The organism is Pseudomarimonas arenosa (assembly GCF_014841215.1).
GTDB classification, from domain to species: Bacteria; Pseudomonadota; Gammaproteobacteria; order Xanthomonadales; family Xanthomonadaceae; genus Pseudomarimonas; species Pseudomarimonas arenosa.
The window spans coordinates 1-26,995 of the sequence record NZ_JACYTR010000038.1 but is presented as its reverse complement, the minus strand read 5'-3'; the positions used below and the strand labels follow the sequence as shown (position 1 = coordinate 26,995).

Here is a 26,995-nt window from a genome sequence, read left to right as displayed (position 1 = left end):
TTTCGCGGCGCTGAAAATCTCCAGAGCCTGCCCCGGACTTGATCCGGGGATGGAGGTCGCAGCGGCCTGATGGGGTGGGCATGTCGCCCACCGTCCGTGCGCCCAACCTGCCTTGCGCGGGCTTCCGTCAGCGCTGGCCCGGTTCGCGGATCGCAATCGATTGAATGCCGTTCTGCACCAGGGAGGCCTTGGCGGTTTCCAGCTCACGCAGATTGGCGAACGGGCCAAGCATCACCCGGTGCACGGTCTGGCCGGTCTGGGTGGTGGTCGGTTCGATCTTGGCCACCAGGCCGGAAAACGCGATCGCCGCTTTCACCTCATCAGCACGGCGCGGGTCACTGAAGGCACCGGCCTGCAGCATCAGGCGTTCATCCGACTTGAGCTCCGATTTGGGCGGCTCTTCCTTTGCCTTGGCGCTCAGCTCGGCGTCCGGGATCACCACCTCACGCCCCGGCAGCACAGTGTAAAAGTCGTATTTCGGCTTGGCCGGTGTGCTGGGTTGCTGTGCGACCGGCGGTTCCGGGGTCTTCGGCGCGGTCGCCTTGGGGTCGGGCACCGGCTTCAGCACCTTGTCCAGCAAGCCGTCGCCGTGCAGCACATAGGCAGCCAGCCCAACGCCTAGCAGCAGGCCGACGCCGAGCAGGGCCCAGCCCGGAATCCGCCGCCCGCCGCCGCCGTGGCGGCGGGCTTGGGGCTTGCCACGTTTGGCTGCCATTACATGCTCTCCGGCGCCGAAACGCCGAGCAGCTTGAGGCCGTTGGCGATGACTTGTCGCACCGCCACGCACAGGCCCAGACGGGCATTGCGCAGCTCTTCTTCCGGCACCAGGATCGGCGTGCCGTTGTAATACGAGTGGAAGGCTGCAGCCAGTTCGCGCAGGTAGTTGGCTACAATCTGCGGGCCGCGCTGCTCCGCCGATGCCTGCACGATCTCCGGGAAGCGCATCAGCTCATCGAGCAGAGTGTGCTCGGCGTCCTCGGTCAGGCGCGCGCGGGCGGCGTCGGAGGCGGTGCGGTTGTACGACCAGTGTTTCTCCACCAGCTGACGGAAGATGGCGCAGATCCGCGCGTGGGCATATTGGATGTAATAGACCGGATTGTCATTGGAATGGCTCTTGGCCAGCTCCAGATCGAAATCCAGGTGCTGATCATTGCTGCGCATGACATAGAAGAAGCGCGCGGCATCCGAGCCGACTTCGTCGCGCAGTTCGCGCAAGGTGACGAAACTGCCGGCACGGGTCGACATCTGCACCCGCTCGGCGCCGCGGAACAGGATGGCGAACTGCACCAGGCGGATTTCGATTTTCTCCGGATCCAGACCCAGACCCTGCGCGGCCGCCTTCAGGCGCGCGATATAGCCGTGGTGATCGGCGCCGAAAATATAGATGGCGCGCTCGAAGCCACGTTCGAACTTCGACAACAGGTAGCCAAGATCGGAGGCGAAATAGGTGGTAACGCCGTTTTCGCGCCGCACCACGCGGTCCTTGTCATCGCCGAAATCGGTGGCGCGGAACCACAGGGCGCCTTCACGCTCGTACAGATGACCCTTTTCCTGCAGTGTCTGAATGGCTCGCTCGACATAGCCGTCGGTCATCAGTGAACGTTCGGAAAAGAAGTTGTCGTGATGGACGCCGAACTGGCCAAGATCCTCACGGATGTCGTTCAGGCACCAGCTGAGGCCGGCGTCGAACACCTTGCGATACTCGGCCTCGCCGAGCAGGGTCTTGGCGCGGGCGATCAGAGCATCGACATGCAGTTCCTTGTCACCGCCTTCACTCTCATCGGCAGGCAAGCCTTCGCTGATCTCAAAGCCTTGCCGGCGCAGGGCATCGCCTTCCTTGGCACGCAGCGCGCGTGCCACTTCGACCACATAGTCACCCTTGTAGCCGTTGTCCGGAAAGCGCAGATTGACGCCGCACAGTTCGTGGTAACGCAGCCACACGCTGACCGCCAGGATGTCCATTTGCCGACCGGCATCGTTGACGTAGTACTCGCGCTGCACCTGATAACCGGCAGCCTCGAGCAGGCTGGCCACCGAGGCGCCGTAGGCTGCGCCGCGGCCATGGCCGACATGCAGCGGGCCATTCGGATTGGCCGAGACAAACTCCACCGTGATCGATTCTTTCGACCCTTCCGGCGCGAAGCCGTAGGTCTCGCCCAGTTCGTGCACCAGACGCAGAGTGGCCAGCTTGCAGCCCTGATTGAGGCGGAAGTTGATGAAGCCGGGGCCGGCGATCTCGGCCGCGGTGACGTGCTGTGACTCGGGCAGAGTGGCGACGATGGCCTCGGCCAGCTCGCGTGGTTTCATGCCGACCCGCTTGGCCATCAGCATGGCGATATTGCTGGCGTAATCACCGTGCTCGCGCGAGCGGGTGCGCTCGATCACGAACTCAGGTTCGCCCTCAAAGCTCAGTCGGTTGGCCCGGCGCAGATCGAGCAGGGCCTGCAGCACGAGTTCGCGCAGATGGTCTTTCACAGCGAAAATCTCAGGGGAAAGCCGGCAATTGTAACGTGGCCGCCTCGGCTGGTTGCTAAATTCGCTTATTGCCCATCGGGTACCGCGCTGGTCTCGGCAAGCTCGGGCTAGTCACACTGGAAATCAATCACTTGCGTTCTTGCTTTCCGAGCGCGCCAACCTTGGCGCGCACTATCACGCTGCTGAAAGAAATATCAGCAGCCTGCTAGGCGCGGCCCGGCCGGGGCTTGGGTGACGCGCGAAACGTGAAGGTCGTTGCGACACTTTTGTCATGCAGTTGCAATATTTGGGCAACTGGCTTGTCACAGAAGCGACATACAGTGCCAGCGGCGTGGGTCGACCTCATTGATCCCGCCAAGCTGGAGTTCTGCGATGTCTAACCCCTCTTACCTCAGTCGCAATGCCGTTCGGGCGTTGCCGATCGCCTTGTTGGTGGCCTGTGGCCCGCTGCTGGCAGCGCCGAACGATGCCGGTCTGGCTGAGCGCCTGATCGCGCTGCGCGGCGAAGTGGAACAACTGAACAGCGAGTTGGAGCTGCAACGCGATGAACAGCGCGCAGTGCTCAGCGGGCTGGCGGCGCAGAAAGCCGAGCTGAACGCCAGCGTCGACCGGCAGAAGCTGGCCGCTCGCGACGCCGAAACCAAATTGCTCGCCGCCCAGGAGGCCGCCACTCAGGCCGGTGCCAGCGGCGACGCTCTGCAGCCAGTGTTGCTGCAGGCGATAGACGGGCTGCAACAACAGATTCGCGCCGGCCTGCCGTTCAAGATCGACGAGCGCAGTGCCGATCTCGATGCACTGCGCACCGATCTGCAGAACGGCAGCCTGCTGGCAGCGCGTGGCGCCAACCGGCTGTGGGCCTTCTTCGAAGATGAGTTCCGCTTGACCCGCGAAAACGCCTTGCACAACCAGACCATCGAGGTCGAGGGCGAGCGGGTGTTGGCCGAAGTGGCCAAGATCGGCGCGATGGCCTTGTACTTCCGCACGCCTGACGGTCGCTACGGACAAGCCGTGCGCAGTGCCGAGCGTTGGCAGTTTGTGCTCGCTACCGAGGCTGAGCACAACGCGCGCATCGCCCAGCTGTTCGATGCCTTGCGCAAACAGATTCGCCAGGGCTACTTCGAATTGCCGGTCCTGGCTGCGGCAGGAGGCAAGTGATGAACAGCGTTCGATTGCGACACACCGTTCTCGGCCTGAGCTTGCTTGCGCTGAATGCCCCGGGCCTGGCACAGAACGCCGCGCCGCCCGCACAAGCCAGTGTCCCGGCCGCGGCTGAACAGCCCGCAGCGGCGTCGCCGAAGGTGTCGGTGGACGATGCCTACAAGCGCGAGTTCGCCTTCCTCGAAGCGCAGAAGCGTGAATTGCAGGCCCGTCTGGCCGAGGTGAAGCGCCAGTTCGAGCAGGATCGCAGCCGCTTGGAAGCTGAAGTTCAGCGCTTGGAAAGCGATGCACTGGCGGCGCAGTCGCGTGCCGAGTCGATGAGCTCGGAACTGATCAAGGTTGATCAGCAGGCGCAGGTCAATGCCGACAACAGTGATTTGCTGCAGGCCACCTACGAGCAGGCCCGTGCCACCTTGGAGTCGCAGGGCAGTGATCAGGTCAGTGGCGACGCCTTTGCTGCTCAGTCCGATCCGCAGAAGTTGAACACCCTGTTCAGTGCTGCCAGCGACAGCCTGCAGGCCCTGCGCCAGCTGCGCAGCGAGCCGGGCAGCTTCTTTCTCGCCGACGGTAGCGAAGTGCAGGGAACCCTGATCCGCTACGGCAACGTGGCCACCTTTGGCGTCAGCGAGACGGCCGCTGGCGCCCTGGCGCCGGCCGGTGGTGGTCGCTTCCGCCTGTGGAATGCACCGCAGAGCGAAGAAACTGCACGCGCTCTGGCGGCCAACCAGCAGCCACTACTGCTGCGCGCATTCCTGTATGAGAACTCCAATCAGGCAGTGTCTGAGCCCGAGGCCAAGACCATCTGGGGCGAAGTGGCCAAGGGCGGTTTGATCGGCACGATCATTCTCTGCCTCGGCGCACTGGCGATGGTACTGGTGGTGTTGCGCGCCTTCTTCTTGCAGGGTGCCGGTGCCAGCATCGCCAACATTCTCGACGCGGTCACGCCCGCTGTGCAGGCGCGCAAGGTCGACGATGCGATTGCCGGCGCCAAGCGCTTCAAGGGCTCGGCGGCGCGTGTGGTGACGGCAGCACTGCGCAATGCTGATCGCGAGCGCGAGCATCTGGAAGACATCGTGTCGGAGTCGATCCTGCACGAATCCACTCATTTGTCGCGCTTTGGCAATGTCATCACCATGATCGCTGCGGTGGCGCCCTTGCTTGGCCTGCTGGGCACGGTGACCGGCATGATCCAGACCTTTGACGTCATTACCGAGTTCGGCACCTCCGATCCGAAGCTGCTGTCCGGTGGTATCGCCACTGCGCTGGTGACCACCGAGCTTGGCCTGGTGGTTGCGATTCCCTGCCTGTTGGCCGGCGGTCTGCTGGCCGGTTGGGCGGATCGCATCAAGGACGATATGGAAAAGGCCGCACTGCGGGTGATCAATCTTTACCAGGACGTCCGCTCAGGCGCCGCTTGAGCGATCCGTTAGCGCCCTTCGACGGTTCTTGCCATGAGCGCAGCGCCCGACAGTGTTCTCGACGCCATCAGTGGCTATATGGCCGCTGGCGGCTACGTCATGCCGCCCCTGCTGTTGGTGACGGTGGTGCTGTGGTACGCGCTGGGCGCGCGCTGGGTGATTCTGCGTCGCGGCAGCAAGAAGAATGTGCGAGTGTTGCTGCGTCGTTACGCCGAAGGTCGCGCCAAGGCCCCGGATGGCATTGTCGATCAGGCCATCGTCCAAGGCCTGCGTCTGGCACGCAGCGGCCGCGCGCCGCTGCGGCGCTATCTCGACGATGCGTTCGCCGAGTACCACGGCGATATCAAGCGTTATGCGCGCACCATCACCGTGATGGTCGCCATCGCGCCCCTGCTCGGCCTGCTCGGTACCGTGGCCGGCATGATCGAAACCTTCAACTCATTGGGCGATATGAGCCTGTTTTCGCAGTCCGGCGGCATTGCCGGTGGCATTGCCACGGCCTTGTTCACCACCCAGATGGGGCTGGTGGTGGCAGTGCCCGGTGTGATCTGCAAGTCACTGCTCGATCGCCGGCAGCACAAAATTGAAGTGGATCTGGCGCAGATCAAGGATCTGCTGATCGCCGGGCCTCATTCTGCCCAGGAGTCATAACCCTATGTTGCGCCGTCAAGCAAAAACCAGCAACGAGACTGCGGTCGATCTCACGCCGATGATCGACATGACCTTCATCCTGCTGATCTTCTTCATGGTCTCGACCACCTTCGTCAAGGATATGAAGGTGGAGATCAATCGTCCCAGCGCGAAGACACAAACGGTGGCCTCGACCAAGGCGGTGCGCCTGTATATCGACCGTACTGGCGAAACCTATCTTGAAGGAGAGTCGATTCGCACCTGGGTGATCCAGAGTCGCGTGCGTGACCTGTTGAAGGGCATGACGCAGAAATCGGTCCTGGTGGTCACCGATTCCAATGTGCCGGCGCAGAAACTGATCGATGTGGTCGATGCTGCCCGCGCCGCTGGCGCCGACGATGTCGGCGTGGCCACCGTGCCGGAAGCCGGTGAGGGCTGAACGATGAGCGCGCGCCTGCAGCCGCGATTGATCGGTTCGGCCAGCGCTGCGCTCGGCGTGGTGATGGTGCTCGGCTTGATCTTCTTCATGAATCGGCCGCTCAATGTGAATCGCGATGATCAGGGCGGTGGCGCCAGCAGCATCGAAGTGGTGAAGAAGGAGAAGCCGCCGCAGCAGGAAACCGTGCGCAAGCGCGAGCCGCCCAAGCGACGACCGGCGCGCAGTGCGCCCGCGCCCTTGGTGGGATTGGATGGCGGACTATCCGGCCTGGATTTTGGTCTGCCAGGCTTTGACGCCAGCGAGCTTGATCTCGGTAAGGGCCTGCTGGGCGACAGTGGCGATGTGGTGATGACCGACGACAGCGTGGATGTGCCGCCGCGGCCGATCCTGCAAGCGCCGATGACCTACCCCGCGCGAGCCAAGGCCAGTGGCGTCACCGGCTACGTGGTGTTGAGCGTGTTGATTGGCCCGACCGGTCAGGTCGAGAAGGTCAAGGTTCTGGAGGCGCAACCGTCCGGCGTGTTTGATGACGTGGCGGTGGCCGGCGTGCAGGGCTGGAAATTCGAGCCGGCCAGCTACAAGGGCGAGAACGTGCGCGTATGGGCCAAACAGCGCGTGAGGTTCGATCTGTCATGAGTAGGTTGAACCTTCTGCTATGGGTGCTCCTGCTGGGCGCCAGCTCCAGTTGGGCAGCCGAGGTGATCGACGAAGTCGACTACGTCGAACTGGCGGCGCTGCTGGCGCGTGATGGTGAAAGTCAGAAAGCGGCCGACGCCTTGGCCAAGGTTGATCTTGCCGCCGAAGGTGTGGACCTTGCCAAGTACCACACCGTGGCCGGCCTGGTGGCGCTCGACCTCAAGCAGCTGGCGCAGGCGGTAGAGTCGTTTGCCGCCGCGATCAGCGCCGGCCAGGTCGATCCGCTGATCCACCTGTATCGGGCGCAGGCACTGTTTGGCCTGGAGCGCTATGACGAGGTGATCAAGGCCATCGATGCCGCGGGCGATGCGGTGTCGGGCCTTTCCGGCGCCTGGCTGATGCGCGCCCACGCCAACTGGATGCTGGATCGCAAGCAGGCGGCGATGGACACCTTGGCCGAGGCCGCGCAGCGCTTCCCGGCTAACACCTCGTTTCAGCGCCGACAGGTGTTCTATCTGATCGAGGCCGGCCTGTATCAGCAGGCCGCCGATCTGGGGCGCGATTACCTGCAACGCGTCGAAGGCAAGCCGGAAGATTTTGTGGCCATCGGCACCGCGCTGCGTCGGGCGCGAAGTTTCGATGAGGCCTTGGGTTTTCTTGAGCAGGCGCGGCTGCAACACCCGCAGGATGATGCGATCAGCAAGGCCTTGGCGCAGACCTGGCTGGAAAAAGGCAACGCTTACGCGGCGGCGGAGATATTGGCCGAGGTGGCTGAGCGAGAGCGCAGTCTGTTCGCCGAATCGGCCGAGCTGTTTCGGCGCGCGGGGCATCCGATGCGTGCCTTGATGTTGAACGCCCGCGTCGAGGACAGCGAGCGCAAACTCAAGCAGCGCGTTGGCATCCTGGTCGAACTGAAGCGCTTCGAGCAGGTAGCCGGCATGGAATCCGAGCTGTATCGCGCAGGTCTGCTCGCTGATGAAGATCTGCGTTATGCCCTGGCCTACGCCTTCTTCCGCGGCGGCAACTTTGAGGCGGTCGAGCGCCACCTCAGCGCCTTGACCCGTTCCGATTTGTTCCGCAAGGCCACCGAACTGCGCCGCCTGATGCAGGATTGCAGCGGCCAACGCTGGACCTGCGGCTAATGCTTCGTCTTCAGACTGTGTCCATGAACCGCCCAGCACTCGCGCTCGCCGCACTGACCCTGGCTACTCGACTGGCCTTCGCCGCCGAGCCGGCCGACCTGTCGTTGTATCTGTTCGATCAGGACCGGCCGGTGGGCGAGGTCGAGGTGCTGATCGATGGACAGCCCATCGGACAGACCAGTGGTGATGGCGCGCTGCACCTGCAGCTGCCGGCTGGCGCACATCGCTTGCAGCTGCTGCGCAATGGCGAACAGGTACTGCAGCTTGAACTTCAGTTAAGTGAAGAGGAAAACGCACGTCTGATTGCCACCTTGCTGCCGGGCGCCGAGCCAGCGGTCAGCATCGAAAGTTCGCATCGTCGCGGCAGTGAGTCGATCAACACGGCAAAGCCGCAGGACAGCGGTCCGCCCGGCAAGCTCAGCGGGCGCATCATCAACAGTGATGACGGCAAGCCGGTGGCAGGGGCGCGGGTCTATATCAGCGGCACGCCATTGGATATCAGCACCGATGCCGAGGGGCGCTTTGAGGTCGAGATCGCTAGCGGCGCCTATTCGATCTCGGTGATTGCTGCCAACTTTGCCACCATGACCCTGGATGGCATTGCCATCAGCAGCAACGAAACCACGCAGCGGGCCATTGAGCTGACGCCGGCAGGGTTTGAGCTGCCCGAATTCGTTGTCCTTGAGCCCTTTGTCGAAGGCTCGCTGGCAGCATTCGTCGAAGAAAAGCGCACATCGTCAGCGGTGGCGGACATTCTCGGTGCCGAGCAGATTTCCCGTGCCGGCGATTCCGATGCGGCCGGCGCCTTGAAGCGCGTCACCGGCCTGACCTTGGTCGATGGCAAGTTCGTCTACGTGCGCGGTCTGGGCGAGCGATACTCCTCGGTATTGCTGAATGGTGCCCAGGTGCCATCGCCCGATCCGACCCGCCGAGTGGTGCCGCTCGATCTTTTCCCAACCGATGTGCTAAGTGGCATCGTGGTGCAGAAGACCTACTCGGCCGAAATGCCGGGTGAGTTTGGCGGCGGCACCATCCAGATGCGCACCCGTGGCGTGCCCGAGTCCTTCCTTCTGCGCTTTCAGGGCACGCTTGGCTATGCCGATGGCACCACCGGCGAGCTTGGGCTGCGCTCGGCTGGCGGCGGCCGCGATTGGCTGGGCCGCGATGACGGTTATCGTGCTGCACCGGATGGCCTGCTGGTCGCCTCATTGCCTTCGCGTGGATCGGAAGAGCTGCGTGACCTGAGCCGGCAAATGGCTGCCAAGGGCATGGATATCGGCGCCAAGAAGGTGGGTCCGGATACCGGATTTGCTTTCTCGGTCGGCGATGATTTCCGCTTTGCCGACGGTGATTTCAGTCTGGGCTACATCGGATCCACACGCTACTCGCAGAGCTTTGACCTGCGTAGCGAACAGCGCGCCGAGTTTGCCGTGCTGGGGGACGGAAGTCTGGTGCCGCAGCAGCGATTCCAGCGCGAAAAGGCCGAGCGCGCGGTCGACACCGGCGCCTTCCTGGCGGTCGGAAGTGAGATCGGCGAGCACCATCGCCTGGTCGCTTCGGTGATGCAGTTCCGCCAGACGCAAGGCGAGGATCGCATCGATGAAGGCCTGCGCGGCTCGGGCAGTCTTGAGCGCGCGTTCAGCAGCGAATGGATCGAGAATCAGCTGCTCACCCGGCAGGTTGGCGGCGAACACTCGCTACCGAGCTTACTTGGCATCAAGCTGGATTGGCAGTACACCAGCTCGCGTGCCAATCGCGACCTGCCGTTCGGCAAGTCCTATGTCTACAGCTTCGATGAAGATCAGCAGGACTTCGTCTACACCAATAGTTTCCCCGCGCAGTTCCGCTATGAGCTACTGGAAGACCTGGTCGATGAGTCGCAGCTGGGCGTCCAGGTTCCCTGGGAGTGGTCCGAGGCTCGTGGCGTCACGCTGCGCACAGGAGGCAGTCAGCTGGAACGAGAGCGCGACTCGGCGATCTTCCGCTATCGTTTCCGCTCGCTGGTCAGGCCGCCCAGCGAGCCCTTGCCGATTGATCAGATCATCAACCCTGGCAGCATCGACGCGGGTCAGTTCGTGGTCGAGAGTGCGCGTCAGGCAACCGACTTCTACACCGCCGCGCAGACCCTCGATGCCTACTACCTGGCGGCCGATTTTCGTTGGGACGATTGGCGCCTGGACCTTGGCTCGCGGCATGAAGACAACGACCAGCAGGTGGTGACGCTGAACCCCTTCCTGCCGAACGCGCAGCCGATCATTGGTGCCATCCAGCAGTCAAATGATCTGCCCTTTCTGGCCCTGACCTGGGCCTACTCGGAAGCCGCTCAGCTGCGCTTTGGCTACAGCGAAACGGTGTCGCGGCCGGATTTCCGTGAGCTGTCGCGGGCGCCGTTCACTGATCCGCTGCTGGATATCACCGTGCTCGGCAACCCGAATCTGCAGCAGGCCGATATCAAGAGCTACGACCTGCGCTGGGAGTACTACTTTTCGCCGATCGAAAGCGTTTCGGTGGCGCTGTTCCGCAAGGAGTTCAGCAATCCGATCGAGCTGGTGCGCACCCCGGCCTCAGGCGATCTGTTGGAGCTGCGCAACGCAGCCGAGGCGCAGAACCAGGGCATCGAGATCGACTGGTATCGAAGTTTCGCTCCGCTCGGCAGTGCGAACTGGCTGCCGGCGAGCTGGCGCAAGGCGGTGCCGTTCGAGGACATCTATCTGGGCTTCAACTACGCCTACATCGATTCAGAAATCGATCTCGGGGCCAACGCCGGCATCCAGACCTCAGCGCAGCGTCCGTTGCAGGGGCAGTCGCCTTACGTTGGCAACCTCAGCCTGTCCTACCTGCCCGAGGACGGTGGTGTCGAAGCGACCCTGCTGTACAACGTGTTCGGCGAGCGCATCAGCAAGGTCGGCGAGAGCGGCGTGCCCGACGAGTATGAGCAGCCGTTTCACCAGCTCGACTTCACCCTGAGCAAGCAGCTCCCCTGGTACGGCTGGAAGACCAAGTTGCGGCTGCGCAATCTGCTCGACCCTGAGGTTGAGTTCACCCAGGGCAGTGAGGTGTCGCGCAGCTACAAGAAAGGCCGTGAGATCGCTCTCAGCGTCGAGTGGAAATTCTGATCGGGCGTCGGCGCCTCTCGCGCGTTGCACGCTGCTTCTGAACATCAAGGTGCGTTGCGTGCCGCCTGCGCTGTCGCCAGCGTCACTTGAATGTAATATTCACCCGGCAACTTGAAGTTTGAACATCCTGTTCAACTTCAAGCCCCGGGAGTTCGGTGCGGCCCGGACTCGCGAGCGCTTCGCAGGGCTTTCGGCGCCGCTCGCGAGCAGCCCTTCCGTGGGCGGCTTCATTGATTCGGCCAATTGAGAACTTCAATTGGCCGGATCCATAACTTGCAGGCCGTTCCGCGCAATCAAGGCGCCGTGTCATCGGACTGACACAAAACAGCAAAGGTTCTGCAAACCGCGGCTCTTACCTTGTCCGCTCGGCGTTGCGCCGCTGTCTCCCCTGTCAATCGAGGTTGTTATGTCCAAGTTCCGTAAGTCGCTGCTCGCGCTCGCCTGCACGACCGCCCTGGTGGGTACTGCGTCCGCCAATCACATCAATGAATCGTTCGATGGCGCCTGGACCGGCCCGGTAGGCACGAACAAGGGCATGATGGTTGACTACATCCCAGCCGCCAACCTGTTCTTTTTCACGTTCTTTACCTACGACGCCGAAGGCAACCAACTGTGGTTGACCGGTTCGTTTCCGACCGTGGCTGGCCAGTTCGACTACACCGGCGTGCCAGTGTCCGTAGTCACCGGTGGGCAATTTGCTGCGCCGGGAGCGCCGGTGTTTGATCAGGTCGGCACCGTCGATCTGGCGATCTCCTGTGGCGCCATAGAAATGGCGTTTGATGCCGCTGACTCCGGCCTGTCGGACTTCGGCCTGAGTCTGGCTCCCAGCCTCAACGTGGACTCGTTGACCTCCAGCCAGTGCAACATGCCGGTCAGCACTTGCCCGGCCGGCACCAGCGCCAACGGCAATGACTGCGACCTGCCGAGCAGCATCAGCAACGACCTGTTCTTGCCGGCCGGCAAGAAGTACATCGTCAATGGTCAGGTCAGCGTCGAATCCGGCGGCCGCCTGATCATCGCGCCGGGCGTGACCGTGCAGGGCGCGGACGATGACTCTGTGCCGAACTTCGTTGCGGTGAAGGCCGGCGGCCAAATCTACGCTGAAGGCACCGCCGAGCAGCCGATCACCTTTACTGGCCCGCGTCCTGAAGTGGGTTCGTGGTCGGGCCTGGTGATCGCCGGCAACTCAACCTGCAACGATGCCGCGGCTGGCCAGCCCTGCACCTTCGAAGCGGTGCCGGAAATCACCTACGGCGGCACCCAGCTCGACGACAACTCGGGTTCGCTGCGTTACGTGCGCATTCTCTGGGCCGGCTTCGCCGTGCGTCAGAACGAAGAGCTGAATGCACTGACCCTGCTTGGCGTCGGCAACGGCACCAAGATCGAATATGTGCAGACCGATGGGGGCAAGGACGACGGTTTCGAGTTCTTCGGCGGTTCGGTCAACGCCCGCTACCTGGTTTGCTCGAACATGGGTGATGACTGCCTCGATTTTGATCAGGGCTACAGTGGCAACATCCAGCATGCGTTGGTCTTCCAGGGCGAGAACACCGACATCGGTTCGGATTCCAACGGCATCGAGTCGGACAATGATTCGAGCAACAACGACAAAGAGCCGCGTACCCGCCCCACCATTGCCAACCTGACCCTGGTTGGCAGCGCCAATGGCAACGAAGGCATGCGTCTGCGCCGCGGCACCGGCGGCAACTACTACGGCGTCGTGGTCACCGGCTTCAAAGACCGCTGCTTGAACCTGGACAGTGCCGGCACCTTTGCGCTGGGCACGGCCACCGCACAGGGCGAAGAGCTGTCGATTAGCAACTCCTTCGTGGGTAGCTGCACCGGCGGCCAGTTCGAAGACAGCGCCGGTTCGGCCGACCCCGATCCGCTGCCGTACCTGGTCAGCGCCTGGTACAACGCCGGCACCGGCAATCGCGCCGGCGACCCGGACCTGAGCGGGTTCCTGCCGAATGCCAGCTCGCCGCTGCTGACCGGCGGTGCCACGCCGAACGATCCGTGGTTCATTCCGACCACCTACGTTGGCGCCTTCGCCGGCCCGCGTGACAACTGGACCCAGGGCTGGACCGCCAACCTGCCGGGTCAGTGATCTGAGTTAGCTCCAGCAGAGCTTGAAACGGCCCGCCACGCTCTCGGCGGGCCGTTTCTTTTTCGCGATTCGGGATTCGGCAAGTGGCAAGTGCTGCTCGACGGGCGAGCAGGCCAGTCAGCCAGCCAGCGATAGCGCTGAAAAGGCTTCCACCACCTGCTGGCCGTTGGTCGCGGGCTGCTGCTTGAAGCGGTCGCGCACCGAGGCCGATACCCGACGCAGTCGCTCGGCATTCTGCTCCTTGGTCGGTGCGAATGCGGCGCGGCCGATGTCGGAACAGAATTTGTGCAGCTCAAAGAAATAGCGCTCCTGGCCGTCGCTCAGAAAGCCCACACAGGGTTGGCCTGAATCGACCTTGTCCAGTGAGCGGCCGCTGCGCATTTCACGCTCCTGGCACAGCCGGGTGGCGCTTTCCGCCAGCCAGGGGAAGGCCTCGCCGACGTTGGCGGTGTCCAGGTCGGAGGCCACCTGGGTGAGCTCCAGGGCACGCACCGCATCATCATCGTCGCGCCAACCCGGCAGCTCTCGATCAAGCAGTGCATCCAATGCCGGCGCCAGCGCCCCGGCTGTGGTCACCACCTCGGCGGTGTTGAATTCGCCGGGGGGCGGGGTCGGGCGAGGGTCAAAGGTCGAGCCGGCAATCATCATTTCCAGCGCGATATACAATGCCCGGTCGCGCTGACTGTCGAAACCGCACAGGGCCAGAATCCGCCGTGTTTCGCAAATACTGGCAGCTTCGTTATTGCCGATCGGATGGCTGAAGTCGACGAGCTCGCGTTGCCGCAGATCATGGCAGGTGGCGAACAGCGACAGGGCCAGCCAGGCATCCAGCGGCAGCGCATCGAGGCCGGCGCTGTCCATCAGCCGGCCGAGTCGGCCGTCGAGGATCTCCATCGCGTGATTTTCGTTGTGGTAGTGATGGAAATCATCACCCCAGCTGCCATGGCGCATGCCGAACCGCGCCAGGCTGAGTTTCAGAGCGCCCTCGACCTGTTCGATCTTGTGCTGTGCCTCGGCGCCAAAATGCGCCAGCAGTCGGGCCCTTCGTCGCGCCAGGAATTGCAGCACGTCAGGACGGCACTCGGACAGCAGCCGGTGCGCGGTTGGCAGATCGGCGATCGCGCGCTCGACGCCGTCAGCGGGAAAGACATTGTTAAGTCGCAGCATCACGCCTGCGTTGGCTCCTGGCCGGACCCGATCCGCCCTGTCGGCCCGCAGTATACGTCTCAGCGCGCCGCCGCTACAGCCAGCCGCGTTCAGCCAGTGACAAAGGGGGGCCGTCGCCGATGATGAAGTGATCCAGCAGGCGGACGTCGATCAGCCCCAACGCCTGCTTCAGGCGCTCGGTCAGCAGCTGATCGGCGCGGCTCGGCTCGGCCACGCCGCTCGGGTGATTGTGGCCGACCAGCAGGGCGGCCGCGTTGTGCTGCAGACAGCGCCGGACAATCTCGCGTGGATGCACTTCCGCGCCGTCGATCCCACCCTGTGCCAGCTCTTCGAACGCGATCAGTCGGTGCCGGGTGTCAAGAAAGGCGGCGGCGAACACTTCGTTGGTGCGGTCGCGCAGGCGGCAGCGAAACAGCTCACCGGCATCGCGCGGCGAGCTGAGTCCCTCGCCGCGACTGAGCTTCTCTTGCCAATGGCGACTGCCCAGCTCCAGTCCAGCCAACAAACGGCAGCGTGCCACCGGGCCGATGCCACGGCCCTCCTTCTGCAGTCGTTCGAGCAGAGGGCGTAGTCCTCCGGCCTCGCCAATCAGGCGCCGGCCCACCGCTACCGCATCTTCGCCGCGGCCGCCGGAGCCGAGGAAGATCGCCAGCAATTCGGCGTCAGACAGCCGGCTGGCGCCGCAGCGCAGCAGTTTCTCTCTCGGCCGTTCATCCGCCGGCCACTGTTTGATAGTCATCGGGCTGCCTTGTCATGCGATCCATGGCGAGTTTGCTCCTCGTCATGGCGGCGAATAAGCAGTCTTTTGTGGCGCTTCGGGTAAGATTTCCTCTCGTTGAGGACAGGGAGATGCGCGATGGCCGAGAACCAGCCCGGCAAACGGATCCTGCTGGGTGTGGCGGGAGGCATTGCGGCCTACAAGTCATTGGACCTGGTGCGTCGCCTGCGCGAGCGGGGGTGCGAGGTGCAGGTAGTGATGACCGAAGCGGCGACGCAGTTTGTCACCCCCTTGAGTTTCCAGGCCTTGTCGGGTCATCCGGTGCGGCAATCGGCCTGGGATCAAGCGGCAGAAGCGGCCATGGGGCATATCGAGTTGGCGCGCTGGGCGGATTTGATCGTCATCGCGCCGGCCACCGCCGACCTGATCGCCCGTCTGGCCGCGGGGATGGGCGATGACCTGCTGACGACGCTGACCCTGGCATCGGCAGCGCCTCTGTGCCTGGCCCCGGCGATGAATCAGCAGATGTGGGCCCACCCGGCGGTGCAGGCCAACCTCAGTACCTTGCGCGGTCGTGGCGCCCGCATCATAGGCCCGGCGGCCGGTGTGCAGGCCTGTGGCGACATTGGCCTGGGGCGCATGCTGGAGCCGCTGGAGATTGTCGGAGCGATCTTTCCGAGTCCGGAGTTGCAGGACCTGGCCGGCAAGCTGGCCGGCGCTCGTGTGCTGATGACGGCCGGCCCGACTCTGGAAGACATCGATCCAGTGCGCTATGTCGGCAATCGCAGCTCTGGAAAAATGGGCTTTGCCTTGGCCGCGGCGGCGGTGGCGGCCGGTGCCGAAGTCACCCTCGTGGCGGGGCCGGTGCAGCTGGCAACCCCGGCCGGTGTGCGTCGCCTGGATGTGCGCTCCGCGCTGGAAATGCATCAGGCGGTGTTCCGTGAGCTGCCCGGGCAGGATATCTACATTGGTGCGGCGGCGGTGGCCGATTACCGGCCGGCCGAGCCGATGAACTGCAAGCGCAAGAAGAGCGGTGACGAGTGGCAGCTGCGCCTGACGCTCAACCCCGACATCCTGGCCGACGTGGCGGCACGTGACGATCGGCCTTTCGTTGTCGGGTTTGCCGCCGAGACCAACGACGTGGAGAAACACGCCCGCGACAAGCTGCAGCGCAAGCGCCTGGACATGATCGCTGCCAATCAGGTCGGGTTGCCGCATTGCGGCTTCGAGTCATGCGACAACGCTTTGTCGGTGTTCTGGCCAGGCGGCGGCGAGGACATCGGCTTGGGCGACAAGCAAACGGTGGCCCGACGGCTGCTGCAACTGATTGCTGAGCAATGGAGTGCTAGATGAGTTCGCCAGTGGAACTGAAGATCCTCGACGCGCGCCTGGGCGCCGAGTTTCCATTGCCCGCCTACGCCACCCGCGCCAGTGCCGGCATGGATCTTCGCGCCATGCTGGATGCGCCCCTGCAGCTCGCGCCCGGGCAGGCCAGTCTGGTGCCGTCGGGCGTTGCCATCCACATCGGCGACGCCGAACTGTGCGCGGTGATCCTGCCGCGTTCCGGGCTCGGACATAACAAGGGTTTGGTTTTGGGCAATCTGGTCGGTCTGATTGACGCCGATTACCAGGGACCATTGCAGATCAGCCTGTGGAACCGCAGCGCAGAGCCGATTACCATCCAGCCGGGGGATCGCGTTGCACAGTTGGTGTTCTTGCCCGTTGCGCGGGCAACACTGGCCCTTGTCGACGAGTTCGTCACCAGCGAACGCGGAACCGGTGGTTTCGGCCATACCGGTGTGCGTTAGCTGATTACCTGAAGTTCAACAAGGCGGATCCAACTGTTATGCGTGACCTGATGGCAAAGCTAGGCCTTGAAGGCAATCCAGTGCGGGGCGCGGCCTATCTGTTGGCCCTGCTGGCTGTGTTGGCGGGCCTGTTTTTTGCCTGGAGCGGCCTCGATCGCATGAGCCGCGGGCCGGTCAGCGTCGACATCATCGGCGAGCGCGATCGGCTGGCGGCCGCCCTGAGCACGCACCTGAGCCATCAGCGTGAGCAATTCGAGCGGGCCGCTACCGACCCTTACTTTCGCGCCGACGTAGAGGCCGGGGCTCTCGAAGACGCGGCCAAGCGACTGCAGGAAGCCTGGCCAACGGTCCAATCCGCTGCGGTATACCCGGGGCGGTTGGAAGTCATCATGGAACAATATCCCGACCTCGGGTTTGGTCGCCTGGCTGTGTTGGGCGCTGGATTGACCGAATCCGGCGTTGCCATCGGCCCCACCGGCAAGAGCGGCGCCCTCGGACTGGGCTTGGCCTGGGCCATCCGCGACGGCAATCGCGCCCTGGCCCTGGTCTACGCCGAGGTGCCCTTCGCTGGCCTGGCCGATCCGATTCGTGCGGTGGAAATCGGTGCTGGCCTGATCGAGCTGCGTTGGGACAGCGAAGTCGTGGTCAGTCACGGCGACTCCGCTATTCGCAATGTGGCGCAGGCGACCCAGGTTTCGAATTCGAATTTCAAACTGGCCTCGGCGATGCCAACCAGCCTGATTGGCGCCACTCCGATGGTGGCGGTGGGGCTGGGCGGTGTGGCGTTCATTGCCGCGGTGCTGCTGTGGGGAGCGGGGCGTCGCTATGGGTCGAGAGCGGTTGAGCGGGCGCCGCAGGAGCCCACCTTTGACGAGACGCTGCGGGCCGAAAGTGCAGTGGCAGCACCCGAAGCACAGCGCGCTGCCGCTGCCAGCAAGAACGGTGCCGGCGCCAAGGCAAAAGACAGCGCCAAGCCGAAGTCGGCGCCGGTGGCCGTCGACCGCAGCATCTTCCGCGCCTACGACATCCGCGGCGTGCTCGGCAAGACACTCGACACCAGTGTCGCTCGACTGATCGGCCAGTCCATCGGCAGCGCGATGCAGGACCAGGGCTTGCGCGAAATCGTGGTGGGCCGCGACGGTCGTCTGTCGGGTCCGGATCTGTCGGCCGCCTTGATAGAAGGCTTGCGGGCTGCGGGCTGCGATGTGATCGATATCGGTCAGGCCGCCACGCCTGTGGTGTATTTCGCCAGCTATCACCTGCAAACCGGCTCCTGCGTGGCAGTGACGGGCAGCCACAATCCGCCCGACTACAACGGCTTCAAGATCGTGATCGGTGGAGAGACCCTGTCCGGCGCGGCGATTACCGATCTGTACGACCGAATTGCCGATGATCGTCTGAGGGGCGATGGCAAGGGTGGCCTGCAGTCGATGGATGTCAGTCGCGACTACATCGATCGGATCTCGTCTGACGTGCAGCTCGAGCGCCGCATGCGCGTGGTGATCGACTGTGGCAACGGCGTGCCGGGGGCGATTGCGCCGGAAGTGCTGGAGTCGATTGGCTGCGAAGTCGAATGTCTGTATTGCGATGTCGATGGTGAGTTTCCCAATCACCACCCTGACCCCAGTGATCCGAACAACCTGCGTGACCTGATTACCGCCGTCCAGCGGACGGGCGCCGAACTGGGTATGGCCTTTGATGGGGACGGTGATCGGCTTGGCGTGGTGACCAGTAGCGGCAAGATCATCTTCCCCGATCGATTGCTGATGCTGTTCGCTCAGGACGTACTGAGCCGCAATCCCGGTGCCGCAGTGATTTATGATGTTAAGTGCAGCGGGCACCTGTCCGGACAGATCTTGCGTCACGGCGGTAGCCCGGTGATGTGGAAGACCGGACACTCACTGATCAAGGCGAAGATGCGCGAGACCGGTGCCGAGTTGGCCGGTGAGATGAGCGGGCACTTTTTCTTCCGCGAACGCTGGTTCGGGTTCGACGACGGCATCTACTCAGCGGCTCGTCTACTGGAGATTCTCGCCGCCGATGATCGTGAGCCGCAGGAGATCTTCGAAGAACTGCCCGATAGCGTGGCCACACCGGAGATCAAGGTCGACATGGAAGAGGGCGAACACTATGCCTTCATGGACCAATTCCGTGAGCGCGCGCAATTCGATGGTGCCAAGATCTTCACCATCGACGGCGTGCGTGCCGATTGGCCGGACGGCTGGGGCCTGGTCCGCTGCTCGAACACCACTCCCTGTTTGGTGCTCCGTTTCGAGGCCGACAACGAGCAGGCGCTGGCACGCATCCAGGCGGCGTTCCGGGCTGAAATCGAAGCCACTCGGCCGGGGATTGATCTGCCGTTCTGACAGGCGGGCGGCAAGGCGCAAGGCGGCAGGTGCGTCCGCTAAACGCCCTTGCACGCGAATCAAGCAGCTCTGGTCCCGGGCAGCACGGCTGGCGACACCGGGCGGCCCCGTTGGTGCGAGAGACTATTCGGCGCGGCTTTCCAGCAGCGCGACGTAGCGTTGCTTGGTGGCTTCGAATTCTGTCGCCAACAGAGCCTTTTCATCCACACGCTTCTGCAGAAACTCGCGTTGTTGCCCGACTTGCGTCTTGGCCAGCTGGATCGAATTCTGGATGGTGACCGGCACCGGTTTGCCCTGGCGCTCCAGCGAGGCAGCGTGCTGCAGCAGTTCGGCCAGACTCTTTTCCTGGCTGTTGATACCAATCTGTGCTGACTCGATGCTCTGATCGATCAGGGCAAAGCGTTCCGCGTAGGCCTTGTCCAGCTGTTCGACGCTGCCGTAGGAACTGAGCAGCACCGAGTCGGCCTGTTCTTTCTCGGCTTGCTGCTTGGCGGCCAGCGCCTCAGCTTCGAGCTGCTTGCGCTGTGCCTCCAGCTCGGCCGGCGTCAGTGCGCGGTCGACTTCGCCAACCTTCAAGCCGCTCTTGTTCAGCTCGTCGCGGGCGTTTTCAACCGCGTCCGGTGGCACATGATCGCTGTAATGAACCTTGCCGTCCTTGTCGGTCCAGCGGTATAGCTTCTGTGCATGCACATCGGCTGACACGCCGGCCAATGCCAGGGTCACCGCGAGGGTGAGAATTGACGCCTTCATCTCGGCCTCCGGTCGGTTGTCAGATCGCCCAGCACTCACTGCGCTACGCCGAACTGGGCACGATAGGCCAGCAACGCCGGGCGAATTCCCGCAAGCTGCGGCTGTTGTTCAGTATAAGCCAGCAGGTCCTGCAGGCGAGCGACGGCGATCACGGGAATTCCTTGCTCCAGACTCAGCTCTTGTGCCGCAGAGCGTTCAGTTGTGCCGCGTTCCTGACGGTCAAGGGCAATCAGTAGTCCGCACACCTCTGCGCCGGCATTGCGGATCAAGCCCACCGCTTCGCGCACTGCCGTTCCTGCCGTGATCACGTCATCGACGATCAGCACCTTGCCTTTCAGCGGTGCACCGATCAGCTGACCGCCTTCGCCATGGTGCTTCGGTTCTTTGCGGTTGAAGCAAAGCGCCACGTCCGAGCCGCGCCGGGCCAGCTCCACCGCCACCGCGGTGGCCAGCGGGATGCCCTTGTAGGCTGGTCCAAACAGCATGTCGTAGTGCAGTCCACTGTCTTCCAGGGCGTCGACATAACACGCGGCGAGGGCGGCCAAGCTGGCGCCGCTGGTGAACTGCCCGGCGTTGAAGAAATACGGCGATTGCCGGCCGGACTTCAGGGTGAATTCGCCGAAACGCAGCGCCTGACACTGTTCGGCCAAGCGTAGGAACGTTTGCTGGTAAGAAGAATTGATGGTTTCGTTCATGACTTCGGTAGAAGCGAGCCGGTGGCGCAAGCTTAGCAGGCGGCCATCAGCAGGCTTCCAGAAACCATCGGCGTGAGCGCCAGGATGCGGTGTTCGGGTGAAGCTCTCTGCGCTTAGACCGGCGCTGTCAGCCTTAGGCCGCCCGCGGCGCGCTGTTCGCCATTGCCCTTGGTGCGCGAAAGCTTCACCCTAGCGCCTCGCTCGCTGCTCTCGGAATGCAAGGATGCGGATCTGTTCTTTCAACGCCAATGGATTGCGTTCGGCCGCCAGCAAGGGTTTCTTTGATTGGTTTGCCGAACAAGACATCGATCTGCTCTGCGTGCAGGAAACCAAGGCCCGCACCGAGCAACTGCAGGACCCGATGTTCTGTCCGCCCGGTTATCAGCGATTTTTCCGTGATGCCCAGAGCAAGCGTGGCTACAGCGGTGTTGCCATCTATGCTCGCCAGCCGCCTGATCAGGTTCTGGATACCCTGGGTTGGGAGCCGTTCGATCAGGAAGGTCGCTACATCGAAGCGCGGTTCGGCCAGCTCAGCGTGGTCTCGCTATACCTGCCGTCCGGCTCGTCGGGCGACGAGCGGCAGAACTTTAAATTCGAAGTAATGAACTGGATTCGGCCCTTGTTCGACCAATGGCTCGCCAGCGGGCGAGACTATGTGCTGTGTGGCGATTGGAACATCGTGCACACCGAACGCGATATCAAGAACTGGAAGTCGAACCAGAAAAACTCCGGCTGTCTGCCGGAGGAGCGCGCCTGGCTGGCCAATCTGCTCGATAGCGGCTGGGTCGACAGCTATCGCAAGCTTCGGCCAGATGGGCAGGACTACACTTGGTGGTCGCAGCGCGGAGCTGCGCGGGCCAAGGATGTCGGCTGGCGCATCGATTATCAGATTGTCAGCCCGCGACTGGCCGAAAGGCTGAGCGATTGCGCGATCGCAGCTGAGCCCAAGCTGTCGGACCACGCGCCGTTTACGGTGAGCTATGTCGACTGAACGATCTCCGGGCTGGAAGCTGGTTCTCAACGCCCTGGGCCAACCCAAGGTCGCGGTGATGCTGGCTTTCGGATTCGCCGCCGGTCTGCCCTTCATGTTGGTCGGGAACACGCTGGGCTACTGGTTGCGCGAAGCTGAGATCGATCTGGCGACCATCGGATTCCTATCCTGGGCCGGTTTGGCCTACTCGGCCAAGATGCTCTGGGCGCCGATCGTCGACAAGACCGACATACCGTGGCTGGGGCGACGTCTTGGACGCCGCCGCGGCTGGATCGTGCTGGCCCAGGTCCTGGTTGCCGTCGGTCTGCTGGGGATGGCTTGGCTGCAGCCGCAGGGCGGACTGATCGCATTTGCCGTGCTGGCGGTGATCGCGGCCTTTGCATCGGCCACTCAGGACATCGTGATTGACGCCTGGCGCATCGAAAGTGCGCAATCGAGCGAAGAGCTGGCCTTGTTGAGCACCGCCTATCAACTCGGTTATCGCACCGCCTTGCTGCTGACCGATGCCCTGATCCTGGTGTTGGCCGCCTATCTGAGCTGGTCGGTGTCCTACGCGCTGATGGCCGCCCTGATGGCGATCGGCCTGATTGCGGCGTTGAAGGCGCGCGAACCGGGCGGCATTGATGCGCACCGCGGTGAGCCGATGCTATGGACTCGCCGCGGTTTGTTCGATGCCTTGATCGGCCCGTTCGTTGCCTTCTTCCGCCGCCACCGCCAATGGGCACTGCTGATGCTCGCCACGATCAGCCTGTATCGGCTGGCCGACTTCGTGATGGGGCCGATGGCCAATCCAATGTATGCCGACCTTGGGTTCCACAAGGAGGTGGTCGGTTCGATCCGTGGCAGCGCTGGTCTGATTGCCACCCTGGTGGGCACCGCCGCCGCGGGATTGCTGGCGGTGCGACTGGGCTTCATCAAGACACTGTTGATTGGCGCTGTCCTCGGGCCGGCCTCGAATCTGGCCTATGCCTGGCTTGCCCTCAGTGGTGTCGACCTCGCCGTTTTCACGGCGGCCATGGTCATCGACAATTTCTCCGCCGGTTTCGCCGGCATCGCGTTGATTGCCTACATGTCGAGTTTGACCAGCATTGGCTACACCGCCACCCAGTACGCCTTGCTGAGTTCGTTCTATGCCCTGATCGGCAAGGTCGGCAAGGGTTTCTCTGGGGCGGTGGTTGAATGGCTGGCGCAGGGACGCAGCCTGTTCGAAGCCTATGCCCTGTTCTTTGTCGGCACCGCCCTGATCGGGATTCCCGCCGTGCTGGCCTGCGTCGCCCTGGTTTGGCAGCGGCCGCCTGAGGTACCCGCTCAGGCCGGGTAGACCGCTCCCAGCACGCGCGGGCCGCGGGCGCCGGTCACTGAAGGCAAGTTGCCGGCACGGCCCTCGACCGTTGCCTGGGCCAACCAGGCAAAGCCGATCGCTTCGACAAAGTCAGGGTCAATGCCATGCGCCGCAGTGGACTCCACCTGCAATTGCGGTAGTCGCATGGCCAAACGCTGCATCAGCACTGGGTTGCGCACGCCGCCGCCGCAGGCGATCAAGCGCTGGCAACTGGGTTGCTGGCGTTGCAGTGCTTCGGCAATCGACTCGACGCTGAGCTGCAGTAAGGTCGCCAGGGCGTCTTCGGCGCTGATCTGGGTCAGCTGCGGCGCACGATCAAGAGCCCAATTCAGATGGAACTGGTCGCGCCCACTGCTCTTTGGCGCGGCACGTTCGAACCAGGGATCGGCCATCAGGACGCGCAGTGTCTGGGGCTCGGGTTGGCCCCGTTGCGCCCGTTCGCCACCCAGGTCCGCCGAGGTTTGCCACGTGCGTTGACACCAGGCATCCATCAGCGCGTTGGCTGGCCCGGTGTCGAATCCCTGCACCGGTGCATTGGTACTCAACAAGGTCAGATTGGCAATTCCTCCCAGATTGAGCACGGCGCGATCTTCGTCGCTGGAACCGAGCAGGGCGGCATGCAGCACCGGTAGCAGCGGGGCGCCTTGTCCCCCAGCGGCCATGTCGCGTCGGCGGAAATCGGCTACCACCGGAAGGCGGCAACGCTCGGCAATCAGATTGGGGTCGCCAATCTGCAGGCTGAAAGGAAATGGCGGCTGCGGCCGATGTCGCAAGGTCTGACCATGTGAGCCGATGGCCGCCACCGACACCTGCTGCTGTTGCGCTGCGGCCAGTATGCTTTCGGCAGCTTCGGCGAAAGCCAGCCCGACACGGTGATCCAGTTCGGCGAACTCGGACAGCTTCAGCGATACATCGCTCTGGCCGCATCGCACCAATTGCCCCTGCAATTCAGCCGGATAGGCAAACGTTCTGGCGGCCAGTACCTCAGGTTCGGGTTTGAACCTGACGAGTACCGCATCGATGCCATCGGCACTGGTGCCTGAGATCAGGCCGATCCATGCCGCCTGGCTGTGCATGCGTCTAGCGTGTGGCCACGCGCTGATTGCTTTCGCGCAGGGCCAGTTGCGCCACCAGCGGCTCGGTCTGCAAACGGAATCGACCGAATTCGCTCGCCGGCAAAGGCTGTGGTTTGGGCAGGGTGACCTTCAGCGGGTCACGATGTACGCCGCCCACACGGAACTCATAGTGAAGGTGTGGGCCGCTGGCCAGTCCGGTCATCCCGACATAGCCAATCACGTCGCCCTGCCGGACCCGTTGGCCAGTCCGATACTGGCCAAATTTCGACATGTGACCATAGAGGGTGGTGATGTTGTCGCCGTGCTGCACGATGACAGTGCGGCCGTAGCCGTTCTTCCAGCCGGCGAACTGAATCTTGCCCTCGCCAGCCGACATGATCGGTGTGCCGGTGCCGGCGGCGTAGTCGACGCCACGGTGTGCTCGGGTACGCCCCAGGATCGGATGCTTGCGTGCCGAACTGAAGCGTGAGCTGATCCGCGCGAACTCAATCGGCATGCGCAGGAAGCTCTTCTTGGTCGGCCGGCCCTCACCGTCGTAGTACTCGCTGCGGCCATCGGCAAATACGTAGCGGAAGACCTGAAAACGGCGGCCCTGATTGACGAAGGTGGCAGCCAGGATGTCGCCCGAGCGCAGTCGCTCGCCGTCACGCCAGACCTCCTCGTAAACCACGTGGAACTCGTCGCCGACACGCAAATCCTGGGCGAAGTCGATGTCGTAACCGAACACCTTGGCCAGCTCGAGAATCGATGCCGTACTCATGCCGGCCGATTCGGCCGCATTGTAGAGAGAGTCTTGAATGCTTCCCGAAGCCATCAGCACCCGATGTTCCAGCGGTCGGCTTTGCACGCTCTCGCTGATGCTCTGATCGTCTGCCAAACGAAGCACCACTCGGGTGGCCTCGTCCTTGGAAAATCTCAAGGCATGCAGCACACCATCGGCGATTTCGAAGTCGAACTGATCGCCGGGCCGAATACGCGACAAGGCCTGCTTGGCGCCCGGATGCTCCAACAACCGGTGCAGCAATTGGCGCGACAGGCTCAGCGACTCGAATACCGAAGCCATGGTTTGACCGGGCTTGACCACCACCGATTGCCACGTGGTTGGTGCAGCGGCTGCGGCTCGCAGGGTACGAATCGGCTGCGGCAAGTCGAGTGACTGCTGCAGCCAGCTCGAGGAAACGCCGGAAGCGATCGCCTGCGGGCCGGTGGCCGAGAAGCCTGGGGCGATTGACAGCACGGCAGCGGCGGCGGTGGCGATCAATCCCGCTGATAGCCAATGCTCGCGCTGCCAACGACGGACTTGGGCCAGGCTGCTGGAAGTGATTTTCAGAGGCTTGGTGGCGGTTGCAGTCACACAGCAGTTCCGGCAAAAACTCGGGGTACGATAGTCGGCCTGAGAAGGTTCGGTCAAACCTTTGTTATTTCAGGCTTTTTTTGTCCGTCCATTTAACGTAAGGTTAACGCACGGGCGGCCAAGGGCCGCCTGATTTGTCTTTCCAGATAGCACACCAAGGTGGCCCGTGGCTGAGATCGATTTCGCATTGCAACTCATTGGCCGCGGTGCCGACGAGATTCTCAAGTTGGAAGAGCTGGAAGCGCGGCTCAAACTCGGTCGGCCACTGCGGATCAAGGCCGGCTTCGATCCCACCGCTCCCGATCTGCATATCGGCCATACCGTTCTATTGAACAAGATGCGCCAGTTCCAGGATCTGGGCCATGAAGTGATCTTCCTGATCGGCGACTTCACCGGCATGATCGGTGATCCGACCGGCAAGAACGCGACCCGCAAGCCACTCAGCCGGGAGCAAATCGCCGCCAATGCCGAAACCTATGCCGCCCAGGTGTTCAAGGTGCTGGATCGCGAAAAGACCGAGGTGCGCTTCAACTCGGAATGGTTCGGCCAGATGGACGCCGCCGGTATGATCAAGTTGGCGGCGCGGCACACGGTGGCTCGAATGCTGGAGCGCGACGATTTTTCCAAGCGCTTCGCTGGACAACAGCCGATCGCTATCCACGAATTCCTCTATCCGCTGGTTCAGGGCTGGGATTCGGTCGCCCTGAAGGTCGACGTCGAACTGGGTGGCACCGATCAGAAATTCAATCTGCTGATGGGCCGGGCGCTACAGGAAGCCGAGGGTCAGTCGCCGCAGATCGTCCTGACCATGCCGTTGCTGGAGGGCATTGACGGCGTCAACAAGATGAGCAAGTCACTCGGCAACTACATAGGTATCGCCGAGCCCGCTGTCGAAATCGTCAGCAAGACAATGAAAATCGACGATGCCCTGATGTGGCGATGGTACGAGTTGCTAAGTTTCGATGTATCGCTCGAGCGCCTCGCCGAGATGAAGCGCGAAGTTGATGCCGGGCAGCTCAATCCGCGCGATGCCAAGCTGCAATTGGCGCGAGAGCTGGCGGCGCGCTTCCAGGGCGCCGACGCTGCCGAAGTGGCCGTTGCTGGCTGGCTGGCCGTAGTCAAGGGGCAGGGCAGTGCCGACAGGCTGCCGCTGGATGATGTCGCTGTGCCCGCTGAAGGGTTGCGCATTGCCGCCCTGCTGGCGCGATCCGGACTGGTTGGCAGCAATAGCGAAGGGAATCGAAAGGTTAAGGAACGCGCGGTGCGGTTCGATGGCGAAGTAGTTGAAGACCCGCAGCGTGAATTCCTTCCGGGTATCGAAGGCGTGCTTCAGGTCGGCAAGCGTACCTTCAAGCGAATCCGACTAATTTCCGAATAACCCCTTTTCAACGTCGGCACACCTGTGCATAATGGGCGGCTCCGCTGGACGCGTCGCCGTCTACGGGCCGGGAAGAAAAGTTCGAAAAAAGATGTTGACGGACTTAGAAAACGGTGTAAGATGTGCGGCTCGGTTGGACGAAACGTTCGACGGAAAGCGAAGAGGCGCTGAGGCCGAATTCGCGAGATCTTTGACAGTGTGCGCAGGTGACTTGTGCGGGCGTCTGCGG

Annotated in this window: 22 protein-coding genes; 14 read left to right on the top strand and 8 right to left on the bottom strand. The window is 63.0% G+C overall.

Annotated features, from left to right (window positions below; translation table 11 throughout):
* Window positions 1–127 precede the first annotated feature (127 nt).
* A complete protein-coding gene (locus IFO71_RS14950) occupies window positions 128–715 on the bottom strand; it encodes an SPOR domain-containing protein (protein ID WP_192030458.1) in 588 nt (195 codons plus the stop codon).
* Window positions 715–2,475, bottom strand: coding sequence for an arginine--tRNA ligase (gene argS, locus IFO71_RS14945; protein WP_192030457.1), 1,761 nt, complete (start codon window positions 2,473–2,475; stop codon window positions 715–717). Before argS ends, IFO71_RS14950 begins: the two co-directional genes overlap by 1 nt.
* 372 nt (window positions 2,476–2,847) lie before the next feature.
* On the opposite strand from argS, the gene IFO71_RS14940 reads away from it, so the two are divergent.
* The 8 genes from IFO71_RS14940 to IFO71_RS14905 all read left to right on the top strand — a co-directional run bounded on the left by IFO71_RS14940 (window position 2,848) and on the right by IFO71_RS14905 (window position 13,121).
* Window positions 2,848–3,630, top strand: a complete 783-nt coding sequence (locus IFO71_RS14940) for a DUF3450 family protein (protein ID WP_192030456.1) — start codon at window positions 2,848–2,850, stop codon at window positions 3,628–3,630.
* Window positions 3,630–5,051 carry a MotA/TolQ/ExbB proton channel family protein gene (locus tag IFO71_RS14935; protein WP_192030455.1) on the top strand — a complete coding sequence of 474 codons (1,422 nt, stop codon included), beginning with the start codon at window positions 3,630–3,632 and terminating at the stop codon, window positions 5,049–5,051. Before IFO71_RS14940 ends, IFO71_RS14935 begins: the two co-directional genes overlap by 1 nt.
* Before the next feature lie 33 nt (window positions 5,052–5,084).
* Window positions 5,085–5,702 (top strand): MotA/TolQ/ExbB proton channel family protein, encoded by a 618-nt coding sequence (locus IFO71_RS14930; RefSeq protein ID WP_225444680.1) that lies wholly within the window; start codon window positions 5,085–5,087, stop codon window positions 5,700–5,702.
* A gap of 4 nt (window positions 5,703–5,706) precedes the next feature.
* On the top strand, window positions 5,707–6,120 hold the full coding sequence (locus IFO71_RS14925) for an ExbD/TolR family protein (RefSeq protein ID WP_192030454.1): 414 nt from the start codon (window positions 5,707–5,709) through the stop codon (window positions 6,118–6,120).
* Window positions 6,121–6,123: 3 nt separating this feature from the next.
* The gene (locus IFO71_RS14920) at window positions 6,124–6,756 is read left to right on the top strand and encodes an energy transducer TonB (RefSeq protein ID WP_192030453.1); all 633 of its coding nucleotides are present in this window, start codon (window positions 6,124–6,126) and stop codon (window positions 6,754–6,756) included.
* Window positions 6,753–7,898 carry a tetratricopeptide repeat protein gene (locus tag IFO71_RS14915; RefSeq protein WP_192030452.1) on the top strand — a complete coding sequence of 382 codons (1,146 nt, stop codon included), beginning with the start codon at window positions 6,753–6,755 and terminating at the stop codon, window positions 7,896–7,898. Before IFO71_RS14920 ends, IFO71_RS14915 begins: the two co-directional genes overlap by 4 nt.
* A gap of 23 nt (window positions 7,899–7,921) precedes the next feature.
* Window positions 7,922–11,014 carry a TonB-dependent receptor domain-containing protein gene (locus IFO71_RS14910; protein ID WP_192030451.1) on the top strand — a complete coding sequence of 1,031 codons (3,093 nt, stop codon included), beginning with the start codon at window positions 7,922–7,924 and terminating at the stop codon, window positions 11,012–11,014.
* 406 nt (window positions 11,015–11,420) lie between these two features.
* Window positions 11,421–13,121: a hypothetical protein gene (locus tag IFO71_RS14905; RefSeq protein WP_192030450.1), complete on the top strand. Its 1,701-nt coding sequence runs from the start codon at window positions 11,421–11,423 to the stop codon at window positions 13,119–13,121.
* Between the two features lie 117 nt (window positions 13,122–13,238).
* Here IFO71_RS14905 and IFO71_RS14900 read toward each other — a convergent pair whose 3' ends face one another.
* Together IFO71_RS14900 and radC are read right to left on the bottom strand one after the other, a co-directional pair.
* On the bottom strand, window positions 13,239–14,291 hold the full coding sequence (locus IFO71_RS14900) for a hypothetical protein (RefSeq protein WP_225444679.1): 1,053 nt from the start codon (window positions 14,289–14,291) through the stop codon (window positions 13,239–13,241).
* Between the two features lie 70 nt (window positions 14,292–14,361).
* Window positions 14,362–15,027: a RadC family protein gene (gene radC, locus IFO71_RS14895; RefSeq protein ID WP_192030448.1), complete on the bottom strand. Its 666-nt coding sequence runs from the start codon at window positions 15,025–15,027 to the stop codon at window positions 14,362–14,364.
* 117 nt (window positions 15,028–15,144) lie between these two features.
* On the opposite strand from radC, the gene coaBC reads away from it, so the two are divergent.
* Genes coaBC through IFO71_RS14880 form a run of 3 tightly spaced genes read left to right on the top strand, consistent with a single transcriptional unit; the run spans window position 15,145 to window position 19,180 of the window.
* Entirely contained in the window at window positions 15,145–16,359 is a 1,215-nt protein-coding gene (gene coaBC / locus IFO71_RS14890; RefSeq protein ID WP_192030447.1) for a bifunctional phosphopantothenoylcysteine decarboxylase/phosphopantothenate--cysteine ligase CoaBC, read from the top strand.
* Entirely contained in the window at window positions 16,356–16,814 is a 459-nt protein-coding gene (gene dut, locus IFO71_RS14885; protein WP_192030446.1) for a dUTP diphosphatase, read from the top strand. Before coaBC ends, dut begins: the two co-directional genes overlap by 4 nt.
* A 50-nt stretch (window positions 16,815–16,864) precedes the next feature.
* Window positions 16,865–19,180, top strand: a complete 2,316-nt coding sequence (locus IFO71_RS14880) for a phosphomannomutase/phosphoglucomutase (RefSeq protein ID WP_192030445.1) — start codon at window positions 16,865–16,867, stop codon at window positions 19,178–19,180.
* Between the two features lie 123 nt (window positions 19,181–19,303).
* Here the strand turns inward: IFO71_RS14880 and IFO71_RS14875 are convergent, their stop codons facing one another.
* On the bottom strand, window positions 19,304–19,930 hold the full coding sequence (locus IFO71_RS14875; RefSeq protein WP_192030444.1) for a DUF4124 domain-containing protein: 627 nt from the start codon (window positions 19,928–19,930) through the stop codon (window positions 19,304–19,306).
* A 35-nt stretch (window positions 19,931–19,965) separates the two neighbouring features.
* The gene (gene pyrE / locus IFO71_RS14870; RefSeq protein ID WP_192030443.1) at window positions 19,966–20,625 is read right to left on the bottom strand and encodes an orotate phosphoribosyltransferase; all 660 of its coding nucleotides are present in this window, start codon (window positions 20,623–20,625) and stop codon (window positions 19,966–19,968) included.
* 223 nt (window positions 20,626–20,848) lie between these two features.
* Between pyrE and IFO71_RS14865 the strand changes: the two genes are divergently transcribed.
* The gene (locus IFO71_RS14865) at window positions 20,849–21,616 is read left to right on the top strand and encodes an exodeoxyribonuclease III (RefSeq protein ID WP_192030442.1); all 768 of its coding nucleotides are present in this window, start codon (window positions 20,849–20,851) and stop codon (window positions 21,614–21,616) included.
* Window positions 21,606–22,937, top strand: a complete 1,332-nt coding sequence (locus IFO71_RS14860; RefSeq protein WP_192030441.1) for an AmpG family muropeptide MFS transporter — start codon at window positions 21,606–21,608, stop codon at window positions 22,935–22,937. Before IFO71_RS14865 ends, IFO71_RS14860 begins: the two co-directional genes overlap by 11 nt.
* On the opposite strand, the gene IFO71_RS14855 is transcribed toward IFO71_RS14860, so the two are convergent.
* Both IFO71_RS14855 and IFO71_RS14850 read right to left on the bottom strand, forming a co-directional pair.
* Window positions 22,925–24,061 (bottom strand): anhydro-N-acetylmuramic acid kinase, encoded by a 1,137-nt coding sequence (locus tag IFO71_RS14855; protein WP_425502901.1) that lies wholly within the window; start codon window positions 24,059–24,061, stop codon window positions 22,925–22,927. The genes IFO71_RS14860 and IFO71_RS14855 overlap by 13 nt on opposite strands.
* On the bottom strand, window positions 24,039–25,388 hold the full coding sequence (locus IFO71_RS14850; protein ID WP_192030439.1) for a peptidoglycan DD-metalloendopeptidase family protein: 1,350 nt from the start codon (window positions 25,386–25,388) through the stop codon (window positions 24,039–24,041). Before IFO71_RS14850 ends, IFO71_RS14855 begins: the two co-directional genes overlap by 23 nt.
* Window positions 25,389–25,554: 166 nt before the next feature.
* On the opposite strand from IFO71_RS14850, the gene tyrS reads away from it, so the two are divergent.
* Window positions 25,555–26,766 (top strand): tyrosine--tRNA ligase, encoded by a 1,212-nt coding sequence (gene tyrS, locus IFO71_RS14845; protein ID WP_192030438.1) that lies wholly within the window; start codon window positions 25,555–25,557, stop codon window positions 26,764–26,766.
* The last annotated feature ends 229 nt before the right edge of the window (window positions 26,767–26,995 follow it).

Coding starts and splice junctions, on each gene's coding strand:
- IFO71_RS14950 (WP_192030458.1), bottom strand. CDS start 715: ATGGCAGCCAAACGTGGCAAGCCCCAAGCCCGCCGCCACGGCGGCGGC.
- IFO71_RS14940 (WP_192030456.1), top strand. CDS start 2,848: ATGTCTAACCCCTCTTACCTCAGTCGCAATGCCGTTCGGGCGTTGCCG.
- IFO71_RS14935 (WP_192030455.1), top strand. CDS start 3,630: ATGAACAGCGTTCGATTGCGACACACCGTTCTCGGCCTGAGCTTGCTT.
- IFO71_RS14930 (WP_225444680.1), top strand. CDS start 5,085: ATGAGCGCAGCGCCCGACAGTGTTCTCGACGCCATCAGTGGCTATATG.
- IFO71_RS14925 (WP_192030454.1), top strand. CDS start 5,707: ATGTTGCGCCGTCAAGCAAAAACCAGCAACGAGACTGCGGTCGATCTC.
- IFO71_RS14920 (WP_192030453.1), top strand. CDS start 6,124: ATGAGCGCGCGCCTGCAGCCGCGATTGATCGGTTCGGCCAGCGCTGCG.
- IFO71_RS14915 (WP_192030452.1), top strand. CDS start 6,753: ATGAGTAGGTTGAACCTTCTGCTATGGGTGCTCCTGCTGGGCGCCAGC.
- IFO71_RS14910 (WP_192030451.1), top strand. CDS start 7,922: ATGAACCGCCCAGCACTCGCGCTCGCCGCACTGACCCTGGCTACTCGA.
- IFO71_RS14905 (WP_192030450.1), top strand. CDS start 11,421: ATGTCCAAGTTCCGTAAGTCGCTGCTCGCGCTCGCCTGCACGACCGCC.
- radC (WP_192030448.1), bottom strand. CDS start 15,027: ATGACTATCAAACAGTGGCCGGCGGATGAACGGCCGAGAGAGAAACTG.
- coaBC (WP_192030447.1), top strand. CDS start 15,145: ATGGCCGAGAACCAGCCCGGCAAACGGATCCTGCTGGGTGTGGCGGGA.
- dut (WP_192030446.1), top strand. CDS start 16,356: ATGAGTTCGCCAGTGGAACTGAAGATCCTCGACGCGCGCCTGGGCGCC.
- IFO71_RS14880 (WP_192030445.1), top strand. CDS start 16,865: ATGGCAAAGCTAGGCCTTGAAGGCAATCCAGTGCGGGGCGCGGCCTAT.
- IFO71_RS14875 (WP_192030444.1), bottom strand. CDS start 19,930: ATGAAGGCGTCAATTCTCACCCTCGCGGTGACCCTGGCATTGGCCGGC.
- pyrE (WP_192030443.1), bottom strand. CDS start 20,625: ATGAACGAAACCATCAATTCTTCTTACCAGCAAACGTTCCTACGCTTG.
- IFO71_RS14865 (WP_192030442.1), top strand. CDS start 20,849: ATGCGGATCTGTTCTTTCAACGCCAATGGATTGCGTTCGGCCGCCAGC.
- IFO71_RS14860 (WP_192030441.1), top strand. CDS start 21,606: ATGTCGACTGAACGATCTCCGGGCTGGAAGCTGGTTCTCAACGCCCTG.